Below are 18,328 nucleotides of genomic sequence, written 5' to 3'. Positions count from 1 at the left end.
GGTGTTACGCGAGCCCGCCGCCGTCGACGACGAGCGCTGATCCGGTGATGTAACTGGCGGCGTCACTCGCCAGGAAGAGCACGGCCTGAGCGATCTCCTCGGGGGTTCCCGAGCGACCCATCGGCCGGTCGGCGGCGTCCTTCTCGAACGCCGCCCAGTCCTCGTTGAGCTGCTTGGCCTCGTCGCGCAGCATCGGGGTGTTGGTGTCGCCGGGATTGACGGAGTTGACGCGGATCCCGGCCTTGGCGTGGTCGATCGCCAGCGCCCTGGTCATGTTGACCACGGCCGCCTTGGAGGCGCAGTAGGAGATCGCGTTGCCGCCGCCCTTGAGGCCCCAGCCAGAACCGGTGTTGACGATCGAGCCGCCTTCGGTCATGGCCGGGATGGCGTACTTGCTCATGAGGAACACCGAGCGCACGTTGACCGCCATGACCCGGTCCCACTCCTCGACGTCGAGGTCGAGCGCGGTGGTGCGGCGGATGATGCCGGCGTTGTTGAACAGCACGTGCAGGCCGCCGTAAGTCTCGACCGCCGTGCGGACGATCAGCTCGCAGTCCTTCGGCTGCGACACGTCGGCCGGTACGGCGGTGCCGCCGACCTCTTCTGCCACGGCCCGCGCCCCCGCGGCGTCGACGTCGGCCACGACGACCTTCGCGCCCTCCTTGGCGAACAGGATCGCGGTCGCGCGGCCGATGCCCGAGGCACCGCCGGTGACGATCGCTACCTTGCCGTCGAGCGTGCTCATATCTGGAACTCCTCACTTGCCGGACAGATCCGGTAGATCGTGCTTTCGCGGTAACCGGTGATCACCCGGACGTGCCCGCTGAGCTTGCTGTCTGTCTCGTCGTCGCCGGTGTCGGCCAGCAGCGGCCGGCCGTTGAGCGCGGCCAGCTTCTGCTGGGTGGCCAGCACGAACAGCTCCCCTCCGCCGTCCCTGACCGCGTCGAGCACCCGGGGCGAGACCTGCTGGTTGCCGCGGCCGAGCACGAAGCCCTGCCCGCCGATCACCGACAGGACCAGCGCCGACCGCTCGCCGTTCACCAGCTCGAACAACTCGGGCTCCGAGACGTCCGCACCGACCACGACACCACCGACGCCGCCGAATCCCGAGCCGCCACGCTCGACCACGTCCACGCCCAGCAGCGTCGTGGCCAGCCCCAGCTCCCTGCCCACGGCCAGCGTGGTCGCGCCGGGGCCCAGGACGTAGCGGACACCGGGGCGCATCGTGGCCACGACCTCGCGGGCGATGCCCTCGACGGTCCCCTCGGCCGTCGCGGACGAGCCCGCCTTCCTGCCCGACAGCGCCGCACGGGCCGCGGGGACCCTGAGCGAGCCGTACAGGCGGGGACTGACCGCGCCACGGCGGTAGAGCTCCTCGTCGAGATCCACCACCTCGGCCTCGGCCGTCGTGCCGTCGAACCCGGCGGCCACGAACCCGGCCGTGGCCGGGCTGAGGGCGAAGCAGCCCGAGTAGACCTTGACACCCGCCGGGATCCCGAGGACCGGAGGGGCCGCCTCACCCAGCTCCCGGACGGCGTCCAGGACGTCGCGCGCGGTGCCGTCGCCGCCGGCGAACAGCAGCAGGTCGACATCGGCCAGCGCGACCAGCGCGGCCACCGCCGCCCTGGTGTCCGCCGCCGTCGTCAGCCCCACCCCGCCGGCGATCCTGCCGGGCTCCGGGTGGTGGGGGGCCGGTGGCCGTACCAGCTCGTGGGCGCCTTCGACGCCCATCGGGCCGGGGACGGTGGCGATCCGGACGCCGGGACGGCGGGCGAGCAGCGTGCGGACGGCCTGCGCCGCCCGCTCCCCCGCCCGCGGCCGGGCGCCCCTGGCCAGGGCCTCGCGCTGGACGTCCGTCCCGTCGCTGCCCTTGAGCCCGGCCGAGCCGCCGAGCCCGGCCACCGGATTGACCACCAACCCCACAGTGAACATGGCTCAGTCCTGACCCTGCAGGTGCTTGCGGACGTAGGCGCGCCAGGTGGGCGCCCACTGCTTCGGGTCGTCGAGCGACGTCATGTCGATCTTGTGGATCGTCTGGTTGTACGGCGCGCCCTTGACGAACTCCGGATCCCGGCGCGCCTCGTCGGCGACGTGGGCCAGGATCGCGGCGTACTCGTCGAGGTCCTCCTTGGCGTAGGACTCGGTGGGCTCCAGCGTGAAGGGCTCGGGCACCAGGTAGGGGTGGTGCGAGGTCCAGTAGTGGACGCCGAAGTCCGCGGCGCGGGTGCCGATCTCCTCCGAGTGCACGCCGGTCTCCTCCGACAGCTGCTGCCAGGAGTAGCGGGCCTGCTCGACGTGGCGGCTGTTCCATGGGACGGAGGCGCCGGGAATCTGGAGGATCTTGTGCATGAGGTAGTTGTTGTTGAGCACCGCGGTCTCGGCGACCTGACGGAGCCCTTCCGCGCCCAGCGACATGATCCATGCGTAGGCCCGGACGACGTTCGGGGTGACGCCGAGGAACGGGCGGATCTTGCCAACGGACTTTTCCGGATATTTCAGCACAAAACGCTCAGTGCCGTCGAATTCAGTACCGTCGAATTCCACCCGGTCGACGGTCGGCTCGGGCAGGAACGGCTCCAGCGCGGGCGAGACGCCACAGGCGCCCGCCGCCGGACCGCCGCAGGAGTGCGGGGTGGAGAACGTCTTGTGCAGGTTGAAGTGGCACAGGTCGAAACCGACGTCGCGCGCCCGGGTGATGCCCAGGATGCCGTTGGCGTTGGCCTGGTCGTAGCAGGCCAGGCCGCCCACCGAGTGCACCAGGTCCACGAACTCCTTGATGCGCGAGTTGAAGACGCCCGTGTCCTCGGGGTTGGTGATCATCAGCGCGGCGGTACGCGGGCCGATGGCCGCCTTCAGCGCCTCGATGTCCGGCAGGCCCTCGGCGTCCGGCATCAGCGTGATGACCTCGTACCCGGCGGTCTTGGCGCAGGCCGCGTTGGACGGGTGCGAGAACATCGTGGTGATGACCTGGTCGCGGCCCTCACCGCCGTTGGCGGCGTGGTAGGCGCGGATCATCGCGATGTTGGCGTAGATCGCCGCCGACCCCGAGCCCGGCTGCAGCGAGACCCGGGACATCCCCGAGATCTCCGCCAGCATCCGCTCCATGCGCCAGTAGATCTCCAGCACGCCCTGCACGGTGTCCTCGTGCTGGTGCGGGTGGAGCGGGTTGGTCGCCTTGGCGAACAGGTCGTTGACCTTGGGGCTGTACTTCATCGTGCAGGTGCCCTGGCCGACGTCGATGTTGAGGTCGAAGCCCAGGTTCTCCTGCGACAGCCGCAGGTAGTGCCGCAGCACGTGCAGCTGCGACATCTCGGGCAGCTTCGGCGCGTGCTCCCGACGCACCGACGCGGGCAGCTCCACCGCGGGCCCCTCGGCCTTGGGCACGGCGATGCCGCGCCGTCCCGGGTGCGAGAGCTCGAAGATGATCGGCTCGTCCCACCGGGCCTGGTGGAAGCGGCGCAGCGGCGGCTTCGGCGCCACCGGCAGCTCGGCGAACGACTCTCCGTGACCGCTCATGCGCCCAGAACCTCCTTGACGGCCGCTGCGAGCCGGTCGATGTCGTCGGTGGAGTGGCACTCGGTCACGCACACGAGCACCGTGCGGTCGTCGAGGGCGACGCCGCCGAAGATCCCCTTGTCGCGCAGCCCGTCCAGGAGCGCGCCGGACGAGGGCACCTCGATCGCGAACTCGCGGAAGTGCACGGCGTCCTTGTGCCGCACGGTGACGTGCCGGCCCAGGGCGTCCATGGCGTAGCGGGTACGCGACAGGATCGTCTCCCCGACCTCCTTCATGCCCTCCGGGCCCATGAGCGCCAGGTAGACACCGGCCGTGATGCCCCACAGGGCGGCGGCCGTACCCACCCATTCCTTGCCCTCTTCGCGGTGGGCGAAGGAGGTGCGGTCGTAGTAGACGTCGCCGAAGCCGTACTCGCCGGGGACCTTCGTCGGCGCGATGCCGAACAGGCGCGAGGGGAACTCCGCGACCAGCGGCTCGTGGTCCTGGGTGGCGATGTAGCCGGCGTGGCCGCCGCCGTAGCCCGGGTGCATGCCGAGCGGCTGGATGTCGCCGCAGGCGATGTCGGCGCCGTAGGCGGCCGGGGGCGCGAGGACGCCGAGGGAGATCGGGTCGGCGCTGACGACGAGCAGCGCGCCGTTGGCGTGCGCCAGGTCGGCCAGCTCCTTGCCCCGGGTCTCGACCACGCCGTAGACGTTGGGGGTCTCCAGGTAGATCGCGCCGAAGGTGTCGTCGATCGCGACCTCGCCGATCTCGCCGTTGGCGGCGACCGGGGCGAAGACCATCTCGATGTCGTGGGCGAGGAAGTCACGCAGCTTGCTCAGCTTTTCGGCGGCGATGGCGCCGCTGAGCAGGACCTTGGGCCGGCCGGTGTAGCGGCAGGCCATGCGGATGGCGGTGCCGGACGCCTGGTAGCCGTCGTAGGTGGGGACGTTGACCACGTCCATCTCGAGCAGCTCGCCCATCATGCTCACGTACTCGAACAGGGCCTGGAAACGCCCGTGGTCCTCGTACGGCTCGCCGGCGTAGGCGGTGAGGAACTCACTGCGGGAGTTGACCTCGTCGCAGACCGCAGGGACGTAGTGCGCGTAGCTGCCGTGCCCGAGGAAGCTCAGCCCCGCCACGTTCTTGGCGAACAGGCCCTCCATGTGGCGCACGAGATCCTGCTCGGCCACCAGCGGCGCGGGCAGGTCGAGGGGGCGGTTCAGCCGGAGCTCGGCCGGGATGTCGGCATAGAACTCCTCGACGCTCCGCGCGCCGACGGCGGCCAGCATCTCGGCCCTGACACCAGGCTCGGTGTTCGGGATATACGGGTGTGTCAACGGATCTCCTTCAACACGATGGCGTCTCGGGGGGCGAGCTCGATCTCGCCGTCGAGGGTGGTCTGGGTGAGCAGGTCCTCGCCGCGGTGCGGGAGCGCGACCCGCCGGGTCTCGGCGGTGTGGTTGAGCAGGAAGAGGTACGCGCCCCTCCGCACGGCCTCCACCCCCTCGGGAACCTCGATGCCACGGACGCCCGCGCGGGCGAGCACGTCGTCGAGAACCGGCGTCACGTCGTCAAGAAGGCAGCTCAGGTAGGTGGCCCGGCCCTTGCGGGTGATCGCGGGCCGCCCGTCGAGGTCGCCGCCCCGGTAGCGGGCCAGCACCTCGGCGTCGATCGGCCGCAGCCACTCCGCCCACGTGTGCGCGCTGCCACCCTCCACGGGCTGGCGGACGCCGTCGGGCAGCGGCCACCACTCGTCCACGGCCACGCCGAGCAGCTCGCGCAGCGGTCCCGGCGCGCCGCCGTCGTGCACCTGGTCGTTGGCGTCGACCACGCCGCTGAACGGCCCCACGACCAGCTCTCCCCGGTACGCCGCGAGCTCGTCACCGGCGAGGTAGAGGTTGGGGGCGATCACCAGCTTGTAGCCGGACAGGTCCCGGCCGGGCGGCGTCAGGTCCACGGCGATGCCGCGCGCGTGCAGCGGCGCGTACCAGGCCAGCAGGAGGTCCTTGAGCTTGAGCCGGTTGGACGGCATCGACTCGGGCGCCTCCAGGCCCCACCAGCTGTCCCAGTCGAGGACCAGGGCGACCTCGGCCTCGCTGTGGGAGCCGGCGACCTCGCCGAGCCTGCGCAGGTCCGCGCCCAGGCGCAGGGTGTCCTGCCAGCCGCGGGTGGCGGTGCCGCCGTGCGGGAGCATCGCGGAGTGGAACTTCTCGGGGCCGTACTTGGCCTGGCGCCACTGGAAGAACATGACGCCGTCGGAGCCGTGGGCGAGCGCCTGCAGGCTGTGCAGGCGCATCATGCCGGGCGGCTTGGGCGCGTTGACCTCGCGCCACGACACGGCGCTCGGGGCCGACTCCAGCAGCAGCCACGGCTGCCGCTTCAGCGAGCGCATGAGGTCGTAGCTGAGGGCCACGGCCACGTGCGAGCGCGGGTCGGCGGGGTCGGGGTAGGCGTCGTCGCTGACGAGGTCCTCGGCGGCGGCCCACTTCCAGTAGTCCAGGCCGTGCAGGATGCTCATGAAGTTCGTGGTGACCTTGACCTCGGGGGTCACCCGGCGCAGCACGGCCTTCTCGGCCTCGAAGAGCTCCAGGAGGGCGTCGCTGCAGAAGCGGCGCCAGTCGAGGAGCTGCGCGGGGTTGACCGGGCCGGGGGCGGTGCGGGGCGGCTCGACCTGGGCCAGGTCGGTGTAGTGCTGGCCCCAGCAGGAGGTGCCCCAGGCGGCGTTGAGCCCGTCGGCGTCCTTGTAGCGCTCGGCCAGCCAGCGGCGGAAGTGCCGGGCCGACTCCTCGCAGAAACATTCGAGGGTGTGGTCGGCGTACTCGTTGCCGATGTGCCACATGGCCAGGGCCGGGTGGTCCTTGTAGCGCTCGGCCATCGCCTCGGCCAGCCGTACGACGTGGTCCTTGAAGACCGGAGAGCTGGGGCAGTAGCCCTGCCGGGAGCCGAACTCCAGGCGCACGCCGTCGGCGCTCACCGGCATCACCGAGGGGTGCTCGCGCACCAGCCACGGCGGCGGGGTGGCGGTCGCGGTGGCCAGGTCGGCGGCGATCCCGTGCTCGTGCAGGAGGTCGAGGACGCGGTCGAGCCAGCCGAAGTCGTACTCGCCCCGCCTCGGCTCCAGCCGCGACCACGAGAACACGGCGACGGTGGCCATGTTCACGCCGGCCTCGGCCATCAGACTCATGTCCTCGGCCCAGACCTCCTCGGGCCACTGCTCGGGGTTGTAGTCCCCGCCGAACAGCAACCCCGGCACCCGGGTCAGCCCCACTCTTACTCCTCTTGTGCTGTGTACTATTTTGTACACAGAATTCATAGTGCAGTATTTTGCATCACGTCAAGCGCTACGCTGAACAGGGAAGATCACACCGAAGGAGTGCCATGCCGATCGAGCGGCGACCACTGCGCGAGCAGATCAGGGACGAGCTCTTGAGAAGGCTCGATCGCGGCGACTTTTCCGCGGGCACGGACATCAACGAGGCGGCGCTGGCGGGCGAGCTCGGCGTCAGCCGTACTCCCCTGCGTGAGGCGCTCATCACACTCGCGGGCGAGGGCGTGCTGGAGAGCTCCCAGGGCAGGGGCTTCCGGTTCGCGCCGGTGAGCAAGAGGGAGTTCAGGGAGCTGTGCGAGATCGTCGCCGCCCTGGAGTCACTCGCGCTGGAGACCTCCGACCCCGGCTACCTGCGCAAGATCGCCCCTGAGCTGCTACGGCTGGCGCGCGACTTCCCCGACCCGGTCGCCGAGCAGCAGATCATAGAACGGCACGACGACGAGTGGCACGACCTGCTGCTGAGCGGCTGCCAGAACGAGCGGCTGCTCGACCTGATCACCAGCGTCAAGGCCGGCATGCGGCGCTACGCCCACCTGATCGCCGGCGACGACGCCCCCCTGGAACGCGAGGCGGCCGAGCACTGCGAGGTGGCCGAACTGCTCATGGCCGGCCACCTCGACAAGGCGACGGAGGCGCTGCGCGACAACTGGGTGAACGGGATGGAACGCATGATGTCCCGCATCCCCTCCGCTTAGGCTTGGAATAGTTGAAAGATAAACTGGGTTAGGCCCTGCAGACACCGCAGGAAGGAGCCCGACATGCCCGCCGTAACCGTCGAGAACCCGCTCACCCTCCCGCGCATCCCGGCCCACACCGGTCCGCAGCGCAAGGTGCTGGCGGTCGAGACCGCGCCCACCGGCTTCGAGGGCGAGGGCTTCCCCGTACGCAAGGCGCTGGCCGCCATCAAGCCGCAGTACCTCGACCCGTTCGTCATGATGGACCAGATGGGCGAGGTCGACTACGCCGCCGGCGAGCCCAAGGGCACCCCGTGGCACCCGCACCGCGGCTTCGAGACCGTCACGTACATGATCGACGGAGTCATCGACCACCTCGACTCCAACGGCGGCGGCGGCACGATCACCAACGGCGACACCCAGTGGATGACGGCCGGCGCCGGCATCCTGCACAAGGAGGCGCCGCCGGAGTGGCTCGTCCAGAAGGGCGGCCTCTTCCACGGCATCCAGCTCTGGGTCAACCTCCCCGGGTCCAAGAAGATGATCGCTCCCCGCTACCAGGACATCGGCAGCTCCAGCGTCGTCCTGCTCAGCAGCGACGACGGCGGCGCGCTGGTGCGCCTGATCGCCGGCGACCTGGGCGGGCACGCCGGGCCCGGCTCCACCCAGACGCCCATCACGCTGCTGCACGCCTCGCTCAGCCCCGGCGCGCGCCTGACGCTGCCGTGGCGCAAGGACTTCAACGCGCTCGCGTACGCGCTGTCCGGGAACGGCAGCGCCGGTACGGAGAAGACGGCGTTCGGCAGCGGGCAACTGGCGGTGTTCGAGGGGTTCGGCAACCGGCCCGGACTGGCCACCTCGGGTGAGGCGATCACGCTCACCGCGGCGCCGCGTTCGGCGCTGGAGGTGATCGTCCTGGGCGGCGAGCCCATCGGGGAGCCGGTGGCGCACTACGGTCCGTTCGTCATGAACACGCGGGCCGAGCTGGTTCAGGCCTTCGAGGACTACCAGGCGGGCAAGCTGGGCGTCATCCCGGCCGAACACGCCTGACCCCGACCGGCTTCGACGGGCCCGCGTCGCGCGGGCCCGTTTCGCCTTCCCAGGGCCGGTTCGCGTTTCGTTCTAGCTGGTTTGCGTTTCGTGAAAGCCGGCGCGCTTTCGTGCTAGCTAGTGTGCTTTGGTGCTAGCTGGTGTGCTTTTGTGACTCTGCTGCCGCCCAGGCGAAGACGCTTCTGGCCATCAGCGACTGTTCGCCCGCCGCCCTGGCCGCGAAGACTTCGGCCCGGACCCGGTGCACGCCCGGGTCGCCGGGGGCGGCCAGTGCGGCCATCTCGGCCAGGTGCCCGGCCAGGCGCTCGTCACCCTCGCCCAGAGCCTTCAGCGCGGCGTCGGCCAGCACCGAGGCGCCGCCGGCCAGCCCGGCGACCGCCGCGGCCACGGCGGCGTCCGGGGCGGGCTTGAGGGTGGCGGGGTTGCCGTCGTACCAGCCGCCGTACAGCCGCCAGAGGTTCCTGACCACGAACTCGGGCTCGTCGTAGCGGGCACGCAGGTACGGCCGGTCGGCCAGGTGGGCCGGCGGGCGTACCGTGTGCATGATCTCGTCCAGGCGGGCGCCGGCGTTGAGGAGGCCGAGCGCCTGGGTGACCAGGGACTCCAGCCATTCCGCCGTCTCCAGGAGCGCCGTGCGGATGCGGTCGCGGCCGAAGACGGGCGCGCCGTGGCTGGGGAGCATGATCTCGGCGTCCAGGGCGGCCATGCGGCGCAGGGCGTGGACCCACTCGCGCGGGTAGCGCTGGACCTTCTGCGGGTTGCCGCAGTTCGGGGTGACCCAGATGAACAGGTCGCCGGGCAGCAGGAGCTTGTGTTCCGGGACGTAGCAGACGCTCGCGTCGTCGGTCTCGCCCTTCGCGTGGAAGAGGTCGAAGGTGAGGCCGCCGCGCCGTACCGTCAGGGAGTCGTCGAAGGTGACGTCGGGGTGACGGTAGTCCGTGGGCCAGCGCAGGTTCGGGGCCTGGAACTGGCGCTGGTTGATGATCGCGTTGTAGCCGTTCGTCAGCACGTAGCGGTGGAAACGGGCTACAACTGCCTTGTGGGCGTAGATCGTCGCGCGGGGACCGGACTCCTCGAAGGGCGCGGTGCCGAAAACGTGGTCGATGTGGCCATGCGAGTAGAATGCCGTGGTCAGCGGGGCCTTCGACCAGGCGCGTACGTCGGTGTGGAGCTGCGCGGCCGAGAAGGGGCTGCTGGTGTCGAAGAGGACCAGTTCGCCCTCGGTCTCGAAGGTGATCACGTTGCCGAAGCCCGGCCACCACCCGAGCCCGTCCGCGATCGGCTGGACGCCCTTGCCGTCCATGCCCGTGTCCACGATGCTGTCGTCCGACTCACCGTTCCAGATACGGTCCGCGTACTCCTCAATCATGGGCACCACCTTGTTCTAGAACACGATTCTAGACAAGGGGTCACGGAAGCGCCTCACAAGGTCACGGGTCGATTGCGCCCTCTTGACGGGAGTCACCGGACATTCGTACGTTCGGCAAAACGTTTAGGAAACTTTCCTAATTGATCCCCTTCAGGAGAGATCCGTATGTCCCACCCGGGAGAGATCACACGGCGCCAGCTGCTGCGCCGGATCGGCCTGACCGCGTTCGTCGCCGGCCCCGGGGTGGGCCTGCTCTCAGCCTGCGCCACCGGCGGCACCGCGGCTCCGTCCGCCTCCGCCCCCGCCCCTGCCTCCAGCGCCGGCACCGACCCGAAGAACCCCTTCGGCGTCGACGCCAAGAAGGGCCTCGAGGTCGTCATCTTCACCGGCGGCTTCAAGGACGACTACGCCAAGCTCGTCCACGAGGCGATGTACACCAAGTCCTTCGCCGGCGTCTCCATCAAGCACACCGGCACCCAGAACGTCGGCACCATGCTGCGCCCGCGCTTCCTGGCCGGCGACGCGCCCGACGTCGTCAACAACTCCGGCCCCGAGGCCATGGACGTGGCCGCGCTGGCCGCCGAGGGCCACGTCGCCGACCTGGGCCCGCTCTGGGACGCCCCGGCGCTCGACGACCCGGGCAAGAAGGTCCGCGACACCGTCACCCCGGCCGCGCTCGAGGAGGGCAAGCTCAACGGCAAGGACATGACGCTCAACTACGTCGTGTCCCACCGCGGGCTCTGGTACAACAGCAAGCTCTTCGAGAAGGAGGGCTGGACGCTCCCGCAGACCCTCGATGAGTTCAAGGCGCTGGGCGACAAGGCCAAGGCCAAGGGCATGCACCTGTTCGCCTACCCGGGCCAGAAGGGCCCGTACTACATGCTGTGGAACATGCTCTACCAGGCCGCGAAGATCGGCGGCAACCAGGCCATCATCGACATCGACAACCTGGTGGACAACGCCTGGAAGTCGGAGGCGTTCAAGGCGTCCGTGACCGCCTGGCACGAGATCTTCACGAAGTACAGCGACAAGTCCTACCTCGGCCTGGACCACACCCAGACCCAGATCAAGCACCTGCAGGACAAGTTCCTGTTCTACCCGACCGGCTCCTGGCTGGAAGGTGAGATGGCCAAGGACAAGCCGGACACCTTCGAGTACGCCCTCGCGCCGTTCCCCACCGTCACCGCCAACGACACGATGCCCTACGGCGCCATCCAGGTCGGCACCGGCGAGGTCTTCTTCGCCACCGCCAAGGGCAAGAACCCGCAGGGCGCGCTGGAGTACCTGCGCATCATGCTCTCCAAGGAGGGCGCGAAGGGCTTCGTCCAGCAGACCAAGAGCCTCACCATCGTGAACGGCTCCGCCGAGGGCGTCGACCTGCCCCCGGGCCTGGCCTCGGCCAACAAGGTCCAGACCGCCGCCGGTCAGAGCCTCATCACCTCGGCACGCTTCGAGGGCTGGTACAAGGAGCTGTTCGACTACGCCTGGGCGCAGCAGAACATCCTCATGGGCGGCCGGATGACCGTCGACGAGTTCCTGGACAAGGTCCAGAAGAAGGCCGACGACATCAAGGCCGACTCCTCCATCGCCAAGCAGACCAGGAACGCGTAACTCGATGGAGCGGCTTCGCAAGTACGGTTTCGTCCTGGGATTTCTCGCCGTCCCGGTGACGCTTTACGTAGTCTTCGTGATCAGTCCGTACATCCAGGCTTTTCAGCTCTCGCTGACGAGCTGGAACGGTTACCAGGCGAACCCCGCCTTCGTCGGGTTTGAGAACTTCACCAGGCTCTTCAACGACGAGGTCTTCTGGAACGCCCTGCGGACGCACGGGATCGTCCTGCTTGTGATGCCGCTCGTCGTGCTCGCCCTCGCGCTGGTCTTCGCCTTCCTGCTCAACCTGGGCGGCGGCTCGCGCGGGGCCGGCATGCGGGGCGTGTGGGGCTCGACCTTCTACAAGGTCGTGTTCTTCGCGCCCCAGGTCCTGGCCGTCGCCATCGTCGGCGTGCTCTGGAAGGCGATCTACCGCCCCGACGAGAGCGGCGTGATCAACGGCGCCGTCATGAAAATGGGCGGCGAGCCGATCGGCTGGATGAGCGACCCGAACCTGGCCCTCTGGTCGCTCATCGCGGTCATGGTCTGGCAGGCGGTCGGCTTCTACGTGGTGCTGTTCTCCGCGGGCATGTCGGCCATCCCGAAGGACTACTTCGAGGCCGCCTCCCTCGACGGGGCCGGCCGGTTCACCCTCTTCTTCCGCATCACGCTGCCACTGCTGCGTGACACGATCCAGGTCGGCTGGGTCTACCTGGGCATCGCCGCCTTCGACTGCTTCGCCCTGGTCCAGGTACTCACCCTGGACGCCGGCGGGCCCGACGGCGCCACCACCGTGCTCCCCGTGGAGATCTTCAAGACCGCCTTCTCCTACAGCAAGGTCGGATACGCCTCCGCGATGGGCGTGGCCCTGTTCTTCCTGACGGTCACCTTCGCGGTGCTGACCCTGCGCGTCACCCGGCGCGAGAAGATCGAGATGTGATGGATCCGAGGCGACACGCATCCATCCGTCATCGCTCGGCAAGAGGACTCTGACATGCGAAACAAGCCGAAGCCCAGCGCCCTGAGCGGCCTGTCGCACGTCGCGCTCGCCGTCTGGGCGCTGCTGATCATCCTTCCGCTCCTGTGGACGTTCCTGGCCGCGTTCAAGGACAACACCGAGATCTTCGGCGACGCGCTCCAGTTCCCCGGCGCGGCCCGCTGGGACAACTGGGTCCGGGCCTGGGAGAAGGCCCACGTCGGGCAGTACATGATCAACACGGTGATCGTCGTGTTCTTCAGCACGCTCGGCACGATGTTGTTCGGCTCGATGGCCGCGTACGTGCTGGCCCGCTACAAGTTCGTCGGCAGCAAGCTCATCTACCTGCTGTTCGTCTCCGGCATGGCCTTCCCGGTGTTCCTGGCGATCACCCCGCTGTTCTTCGTGGTGAAGCAGGTCGGGCTGCTCAACTCCTACCTCGGCCTGATCGTCGTCTACATCGCCTACTCGCTGCCCTTCACCGTGTTCTTCCTGGCCGCCTTCTTCCGTACGCTGCCGGAGGCGGTGGCCGAAGCGGCGAAGATCGACGGGGCCTCGCACACCCGTACGTTCTTCCAGGTCATGCTGCCGATGGCCAAGCCCGGCCTGATCAGCATCACCATCTTCAACGTGCTGGGCCAGTGGAACCAGTACCTGCTGCCGCTCGCGCTCGTGCCGGCCGACCGTTCGAAATGGGTCATCACGCAGGGCATCGCCGATATCTCCACCATCGCCGGCTATGAGGCCGACTGGCCTGCTCTGTTCGCCGCCATGAACCTGGCGATCATCCCGGTGCTGATCGTCTACATCATCTTCCAGCGCCAGATCCAGTCCGGGCTCGGCGCGGGAGCCTTGAAGTAACGTTGCCCTCATGAGTGAGTGGACCCGCGAAGGTGAGGAACTCCGGCGCACGATCACCGCGCCGGACTTCCCCACGGCCATCCGCATCGTCGACGAGATCGCGGTCAAGGCCGAGGAGATGAACCACCATCCCGACATCGACATCCGGTGGCGTACCCTCCACCTGGTCCTGACCACGCACGACGCGGGCGGCCTGACCGACCTCGACCACCGGTTGGCGGCCATCATCGACGAAATCGCGGCCAAACACGGAGCGTAAGTAGCCAGTCACTCGCTAGAGTTGGCGGGCCCACAGCCCGTCACTCCGGGGAGAGACCATGCGTCGGCCCGCCATCCTTCTGTCGCTGTTCGTGCCGCTGCTGGCCGCGGGCTGCACGCAGTCCGCCACGCCCGCGGCGGCCCCGTCACCTGCCGCCGCCGTGACGCTCAAGGGCGCCGGCCGCTTCACCGACGCCGACACCGCGGCCATCGCCTACGACCGCAAACTCGCCCCCGCCGGATCCCAGGCCAGCCTGACCGCCGAGTCGATCGGCGGCAGGACGACGTCGTCGCTGGTCGTGGAGGGGCTGCTGCCCAAGCGTGCGTACGGCGCGCACCTGCACACCAACCCGTGCGGCGCCAAGCCCGACGACGCCGGGCCCCACTTCCAGCACCACGGGAAGAGCGCCAGCGCGGCGAACGAGGTGTGGCTCGACCTCACCACCGACGCCGAGGGCACGGGACGCGCGACGGCCCGCAACGACTGGGAACTGGAGCCGGGCCACCTCCCCCGCGCCCTGGTCATCCACGCCCAGCCGACCACCAGCACGGGGCCGTCAGCGGGCACCGCCGGCCCCCGAGTAGCCTGCCTGACCCTCAACTAAACCACCCCTTCCCCCTTTCCCGGGCCACCCCTCTCCCCGCCACCACCCCTCCTGGCCACTCCATTCCCTGGCTGCCCCTCCCAGGGGTCAGCACCGCTAAGCACCGCGCAGCGCCGCTCATGCGGCCATCAGGTGCGAGCTCTCACCCCCCACCGCCCGTTTCGCGCCGCGGCTACCCGCACGCGTTGGCGCCGCTCGCCCTCCCCCGCCACCGCGCTCGGCCTTTGTGCACGCCCCTGCCTTGAAGCCCCGTTGAGCGACGGAGCACCCTCCGCCCCTGTGCCCAGGTCTGGGCGGTCTTGTCGGCTATGGCCCTAAGATGCTTACACAATTACGTCGAAGGGCTTGAAGAATGTCTGAACGCCGGTGGCAGCCGCCCCGCTTAAGGCTTTTCGAGGGTGACCACAGGCGCGCCACCTGGCTGGAACTCCTGTACGACCTCGTGTTCGTCGTGGCCGTGGCGGAGCTCGCCGACGTACTGGCCCATGGAAACGGCCTGGCCTTCGTCGGCCTGTTCGTCCCGCTCTGGTGGGCCTGGGCGGGTTATGTCTTCTACGCCAACCGCTTCGACACCGACGACGTCAGCCACCGCCTGCTCATGCTGCCGCAGATCCTCGCGATCGCCCTCATGGCCGCCAGCGTCGGCGACATCGGCAACCGGTCGGCGTTGTTCGCCGTGTCGTACGTCGTCGTACGTCTGCTGCTCATCGTCGCCTACATCAGGGCGCGCCAGCACGTCCCCGAGGCCCGCGCGCTCACCAGCCGCTACATCCAGGGCTTCGCGATCGCGGCGGCGATCTGGCTGCTGTCGCTGGCGTTCGAGCCGCCGATCCGGTACGTCCTGTGGGGCGTCGCCGTGGCCATCGACCTGGCGACGCCGTTCCTCGCGCGACGCCATCAAGGCTCACTGCCGCCCCAGACGGAACACCTCCCCGAGCGGTTCGGCCTGTTCGTCGTGATCGTCCTGGGCGAAGTCGTCGCGGCGGTCGTCTTCGGCCTCAAGAGTCACGCCGTGACGCCGGGCAGCGTGTTGATCGCGCTGAGCGGGATCGCGGTGGCGATGGCCTTCTGGTGGCTGTACTTCGGTCACCTCGACGAGTCCGTCGTCCTGCGTACGCGGCTGGCTGGGCAGGTATGGGTGTATTCGCACCTGCCGCTCGCGCTCGGGCTGGCCGCGTTCGGCATCGGGGTGGAGCACGCGCTGGCCGACCCGGGATCTTCCGGCTGGTCGGTGGGCATCCCCGCCGCGCTCGTACTGGCAACGCTCGGCCTGCAACACCTGTGCTCCGGCGACCGCCGTTCCTCCACCGTCCGCGCCGCGAGCGCCGGGCTGATCCTCGTGTTCTCGTGGCTCCCGGTGACCGTTGTGCTCCTGTTCGTCCTGCTCCTTGGCGCCGGTCAGGTCGCGTACCTGCTGGCCCGCCCCGTCACCGGAGACGCACAATGATCGAAGACCTCTTCACCCGCCAGCTGAAGGCCATCGCCGACGGCGACCTGGAGGCCATCCTCGCCCAGTACCACGAGGACGCCATGATCGTCCGCCTGGACCGCGTGGCGACGGGCCCCGAGGAGATCCGCGCCTTCTTCGCCGCCTACCTGGCACTCAAGCCCGAGGTAGCGGAGATCAAAGCCCTCCAGGCCGTGAACGACACCATCTTCTACAACGCCGTCATGACGGTGAACAACAACCGGGTCAGCGCCTACGGCACCCTGATCATCCGAAACGGCCAGATCTGGCGCCAAACCGCCGCCGCCATCCCCCTGTAACCCACCCCTCCCTCCGACCGCGCCGCACCGCCTCGTGCGCGGCGCGGCACCTTTTCCGGTACGTCGCCCAGCCCGGCCCCACCACGTCGCATCGCCGTACCCCCGGCCCTCGCCCGCACTTCGAGGCATTGCCCGGTCTGGAGGAGGCCGGGGTCGTCAGCCGAGGTGGGCGCGGGTTTCGGCGAAGGCGGCGTCGGTGCCCTCCAGGGCGCGGGCCACGTCGGCCTCCGTGTGGGCGGCGGACATGAACCAGTTGTGCCACGGATGGATGTACACCCCGTGCCGCAAGCACGCCGAACTCCAATGCATGGCCACCGACAGATCGGCGTCACCCTCGAAGCTCAGCCAGGGAATCGTCACCGGCCCCGTCTGCTTCACGGTGAACCCGTGGGACCTGGCCTGCGCGTACAGCCCTTCGCGCAGTTGGGAGCCGGCCTTCTCCATGGCGGCGATGCCGTTCGTGTCGCGCAGGGTCTCGATCGTGGCCTTGGCCGCGGCCATGGCAACGCCGGAGAACCAGAAGGAGCCGGTCGAGTACAGGGTCTGCGCCGGCCCGCGCAATGCGTCCGTGCCGGTGACCGCGGCGATCGGGTACCCGTTGGCCATCGCCTTGGACCAGGCGGTCAGGTCGGGCCGCACGCCGTACGGCTCCCAAGACCCGCGCAGATCGATCCGGAACCCCGCCCGGACATCGTCGATCACCAGCGCCGCCCCCAGCCGATCGGCCAGCGCCCGCGCACCCCGCGCGAACTCCGGCTCCACGAGCTCCTGATCCTCGAACGAGTCGTGCTTGAACGGCGTCACGATGATCGCCGCCACATCACCCTCGACCGTGGCCGCGGCCTCCTCCAGGCTGGCCGGCGAGTTGTAGGCGAACTCCACGAGATCGGCCCGCTCGTTGGGCGTGGTCCCGGCGAGCGACGGCGTACACCAGGGATCGGCCCCGTGGTAGGCGCCGTGCGCCATCAGCACCTTGTTCCGCCCCGTGGCCGCCCTGGCCACCATCAACGCCTGCGTGGTGGCATCGGTGCCGTTCTTGGAGAACATCGCCCAATCAGCACTGGGCACGGTGTCGACCAGCAGCTCCGCCAGCTCGACCATGACCGCGCCGGGCCCGTTGAGACAGTCACCCTTGGCCAGTTGAGCAGCGGCTGCCGCTTCCACCTCGGGATGCCGGTGCCCGAGCACCACCGGCCCCCAGCTGCACATGAAGTCGACGTACTCCCGACCGTCCACGTCCCACTGCCGGCATCCGTCCCCGCGCTCGAAGAACTGCGGGTAGCCCGGCGCGAAGATGGCGGCGTTGAGATGCCCGTACATCCCGCCCGGCACGACCTTGGCAGCGCGCTGGCGAAGTTCGCTGTCTGTCATCTCAATTCCTTCCGTCGTCCAGGAGGCCGAGGGTGGAGGGGAGGTCGGTGATGCCCGCGTCGGAGCCCAGGCCGGTCGCCACGCGGGCGGCCGCGGCCGTGCCCCAGCGGGCGGCGGTGAGGACGTCCTGGCCGTGCAGGAGGCCGGTGATGAAGCCCGCGCAGTACGCGTCGCCGCAGCCGGTCGTGTCGCTGACCTCGGTTTTCAGGGCGGGCACCACATCGCCGGCCGGCGGGCCTCCGGTGAAGATCTGGCTGCCCTCCGAGCCCATGGTGATCAGGACGGCCTTCGGGCCCTCGGCCAGCAGGGCTTCGGCGGCCTCCTCCAGGGTCGTGGCGCCGGTCATGAGGAGGGCCTGGGACTCGTTGGGGAGAACGTAGTCGACGTGCGGAAGGAACGCCTTTGCCATGCCCAGGAGGTCGGGCATCTCCGAGAGGAGGTCCATGGTGATGATGGTTCCGGCGGCGCGCAGCGTGTCCAGCAGAGCGAAGAACGCGGGGTCGCCCAGGCCGAAGGTCACGTCCACGCCGCCCAGGTGGACGGCCTTCGCCGTACGCAGGATGCCGGGGTCCACGTCGGCGGGGGTGACCGAGAGGTTGGCGCCGGGGACGTGGAAGCTGGGACGGCCGCCGTCCGGGCGGATGGGGAGGATGGAGGCGGCGGTCTGTTCGCCTGGGCGGCGGCGGATGTGGGAGACGTCCACGCCGTGCCGGCCCATGACCATGAGGAGGAAGTCGCCGAGCTCGTCGTCGCCTATGGCGCCAAGGGAGATCACCTGGTTGCCGAGTTTGGCCAGGTCCACGGCGGTGCCGGCGGCGGCGCCCGCGGCGGTGAGGCGGATCTGCTCGACGAGCACGGTGTCCTGGCCCGGAGGGATGTGTTCCACGGGGCGGGTGAGGATGTCGACGATGTGCACGCCGACTGTGACGACCGTCATACCGCGTTAGTAGACAGACGTCCGACTAAAAAGTCAATACAATG

Annotated in this window: 17 protein-coding genes; 9 read left to right on the top strand and 8 right to left on the bottom strand. The window is 69.3% G+C overall.

Translation table 11 applies throughout. The annotated features are described in order from the left end of the window. Positions 1-4: 4 nt before the first annotated feature. Genes ACFWYW_RS16350 through ACFWYW_RS16330 form a run of 5 tightly spaced genes read right to left on the bottom strand, consistent with a single transcriptional unit; the run spans position 5 to position 6,766 of the window. Positions 5-745, bottom strand: a complete 741-nt coding sequence (locus tag ACFWYW_RS16350; protein ID WP_379610391.1) for an SDR family NAD(P)-dependent oxidoreductase — start codon at positions 743-745, stop codon at positions 5-7. Beyond that, positions 742-1,932, bottom strand: coding sequence for an ATP-NAD kinase family protein (locus ACFWYW_RS16345; protein WP_379610392.1), 1,191 nt, complete (start codon positions 1,930-1,932; stop codon positions 742-744). Before ACFWYW_RS16345 ends, ACFWYW_RS16350 begins: the two co-directional genes overlap by 4 nt. A 3-nt stretch (positions 1,933-1,935) precedes the next feature. Beyond that, entirely contained in the window at positions 1,936-3,516 is a 1,581-nt protein-coding gene (gene gcvPB, locus ACFWYW_RS16340; RefSeq protein WP_379610393.1) for an aminomethyl-transferring glycine dehydrogenase subunit GcvPB, read from the bottom strand. Next, positions 3,513-4,835 carry an aminomethyl-transferring glycine dehydrogenase subunit GcvPA gene (gene gcvPA, locus ACFWYW_RS16335; RefSeq protein ID WP_379610394.1) on the bottom strand — a complete coding sequence of 441 codons (1,323 nt, stop codon included), beginning with the start codon at positions 4,833-4,835 and terminating at the stop codon, positions 3,513-3,515. The genes gcvPB and gcvPA overlap by 4 nt, the downstream gene beginning before the upstream one ends. Continuing rightward, a complete protein-coding gene (locus ACFWYW_RS16330) occupies positions 4,832-6,766 on the bottom strand; it encodes a beta-galactosidase (RefSeq protein WP_379610395.1) in 1,935 nt (644 codons plus the stop codon). Before ACFWYW_RS16330 ends, gcvPA begins: the two co-directional genes overlap by 4 nt. A gap of 110 nt (positions 6,767-6,876) precedes the next feature. Between ACFWYW_RS16330 and ACFWYW_RS16325 the strand changes: the two genes are divergently transcribed. Together ACFWYW_RS16325 and ACFWYW_RS16320 are read left to right on the top strand one after the other, a co-directional pair. Beyond that, positions 6,877-7,521 carry a GntR family transcriptional regulator gene (locus ACFWYW_RS16325; protein ID WP_184960088.1) on the top strand — a complete coding sequence of 215 codons (645 nt, stop codon included), beginning with the start codon at positions 6,877-6,879 and terminating at the stop codon, positions 7,519-7,521. A 63-nt stretch (positions 7,522-7,584) separates the two neighbouring features. Continuing rightward, on the top strand, positions 7,585-8,550 hold the full coding sequence (locus ACFWYW_RS16320) for a pirin family protein (RefSeq protein WP_379610396.1): 966 nt from the start codon (positions 7,585-7,587) through the stop codon (positions 8,548-8,550). Between the two features lie 133 nt (positions 8,551-8,683). Here the strand turns inward: ACFWYW_RS16320 and ACFWYW_RS16315 are convergent, their stop codons facing one another. Beyond that, positions 8,684-9,919, bottom strand: coding sequence for an alkyl sulfatase dimerization domain-containing protein (locus ACFWYW_RS16315; protein WP_379610398.1), 1,236 nt, complete (start codon positions 9,917-9,919; stop codon positions 8,684-8,686). A gap of 165 nt (positions 9,920-10,084) precedes the next feature. Between ACFWYW_RS16315 and ngcE the strand changes: the two genes are divergently transcribed. The 7 genes from ngcE to ACFWYW_RS16280 all read left to right on the top strand — a co-directional run bounded on the left by ngcE (position 10,085) and on the right by ACFWYW_RS16280 (position 15,976). After that, positions 10,085-11,530: an N-acetylglucosamine/diacetylchitobiose ABC transporter substrate-binding protein gene (gene ngcE, locus ACFWYW_RS16310; RefSeq protein WP_379610399.1), complete on the top strand. Its 1,446-nt coding sequence runs from the start codon at positions 10,085-10,087 to the stop codon at positions 11,528-11,530. A 55-nt stretch (positions 11,531-11,585) separates the two neighbouring features. After that, on the top strand, positions 11,586-12,449 hold the full coding sequence (locus ACFWYW_RS16305) for a carbohydrate ABC transporter permease (protein ID WP_379610400.1): 864 nt from the start codon (positions 11,586-11,588) through the stop codon (positions 12,447-12,449). A gap of 54 nt (positions 12,450-12,503) precedes the next feature. Beyond that, a complete protein-coding gene (locus ACFWYW_RS16300; RefSeq protein ID WP_379610401.1) occupies positions 12,504-13,346 on the top strand; it encodes a carbohydrate ABC transporter permease in 843 nt (280 codons plus the stop codon). A gap of 10 nt (positions 13,347-13,356) precedes the next feature. Next, positions 13,357-13,605 (top strand): 4a-hydroxytetrahydrobiopterin dehydratase, encoded by a 249-nt coding sequence (locus ACFWYW_RS16295; protein ID WP_379610402.1) that lies wholly within the window; start codon positions 13,357-13,359, stop codon positions 13,603-13,605. A 58-nt stretch (positions 13,606-13,663) separates the two neighbouring features. Continuing rightward, entirely contained in the window at positions 13,664-14,209 is a 546-nt protein-coding gene (locus ACFWYW_RS16290; RefSeq protein WP_379610403.1) for a superoxide dismutase family protein, read from the top strand. A 352-nt stretch (positions 14,210-14,561) separates the two neighbouring features. Then, a complete protein-coding gene (locus ACFWYW_RS16285) occupies positions 14,562-15,656 on the top strand; it encodes a low temperature requirement protein A (RefSeq protein WP_379610404.1) in 1,095 nt (364 codons plus the stop codon). Beyond that, positions 15,653-15,976: a nuclear transport factor 2 family protein gene (locus ACFWYW_RS16280; protein WP_379610405.1), complete on the top strand. Its 324-nt coding sequence runs from the start codon at positions 15,653-15,655 to the stop codon at positions 15,974-15,976. The genes ACFWYW_RS16285 and ACFWYW_RS16280 overlap by 4 nt, the downstream gene beginning before the upstream one ends. Before the next feature lie 156 nt (positions 15,977-16,132). On the opposite strand, the gene ACFWYW_RS16275 is transcribed toward ACFWYW_RS16280, so the two are convergent. Both ACFWYW_RS16275 and ACFWYW_RS16270 read right to left on the bottom strand, forming a co-directional pair. After that, on the bottom strand, positions 16,133-17,347 hold the full coding sequence (locus ACFWYW_RS16275) for an aminotransferase class III-fold pyridoxal phosphate-dependent enzyme (RefSeq protein ID WP_379610406.1): 1,215 nt from the start codon (positions 17,345-17,347) through the stop codon (positions 16,133-16,135). Position 17,348: 1 nt separating this feature from the next. Continuing rightward, a complete protein-coding gene (locus ACFWYW_RS16270) occupies positions 17,349-18,284 on the bottom strand; it encodes a carbohydrate kinase family protein (protein ID WP_379610407.1) in 936 nt (311 codons plus the stop codon). Between the last annotated feature and the right edge of the window lie 44 nt (positions 18,285-18,328).

This window comes from Nonomuraea sp. NPDC059023 (assembly GCF_042740095.1).
In the GTDB taxonomy this organism is placed as follows: Bacteria; Actinomycetota; Actinomycetes; order Streptosporangiales; family Streptosporangiaceae; genus Nonomuraea.
This window is presented reverse-complemented; position numbering and strand designations above follow the sequence as displayed.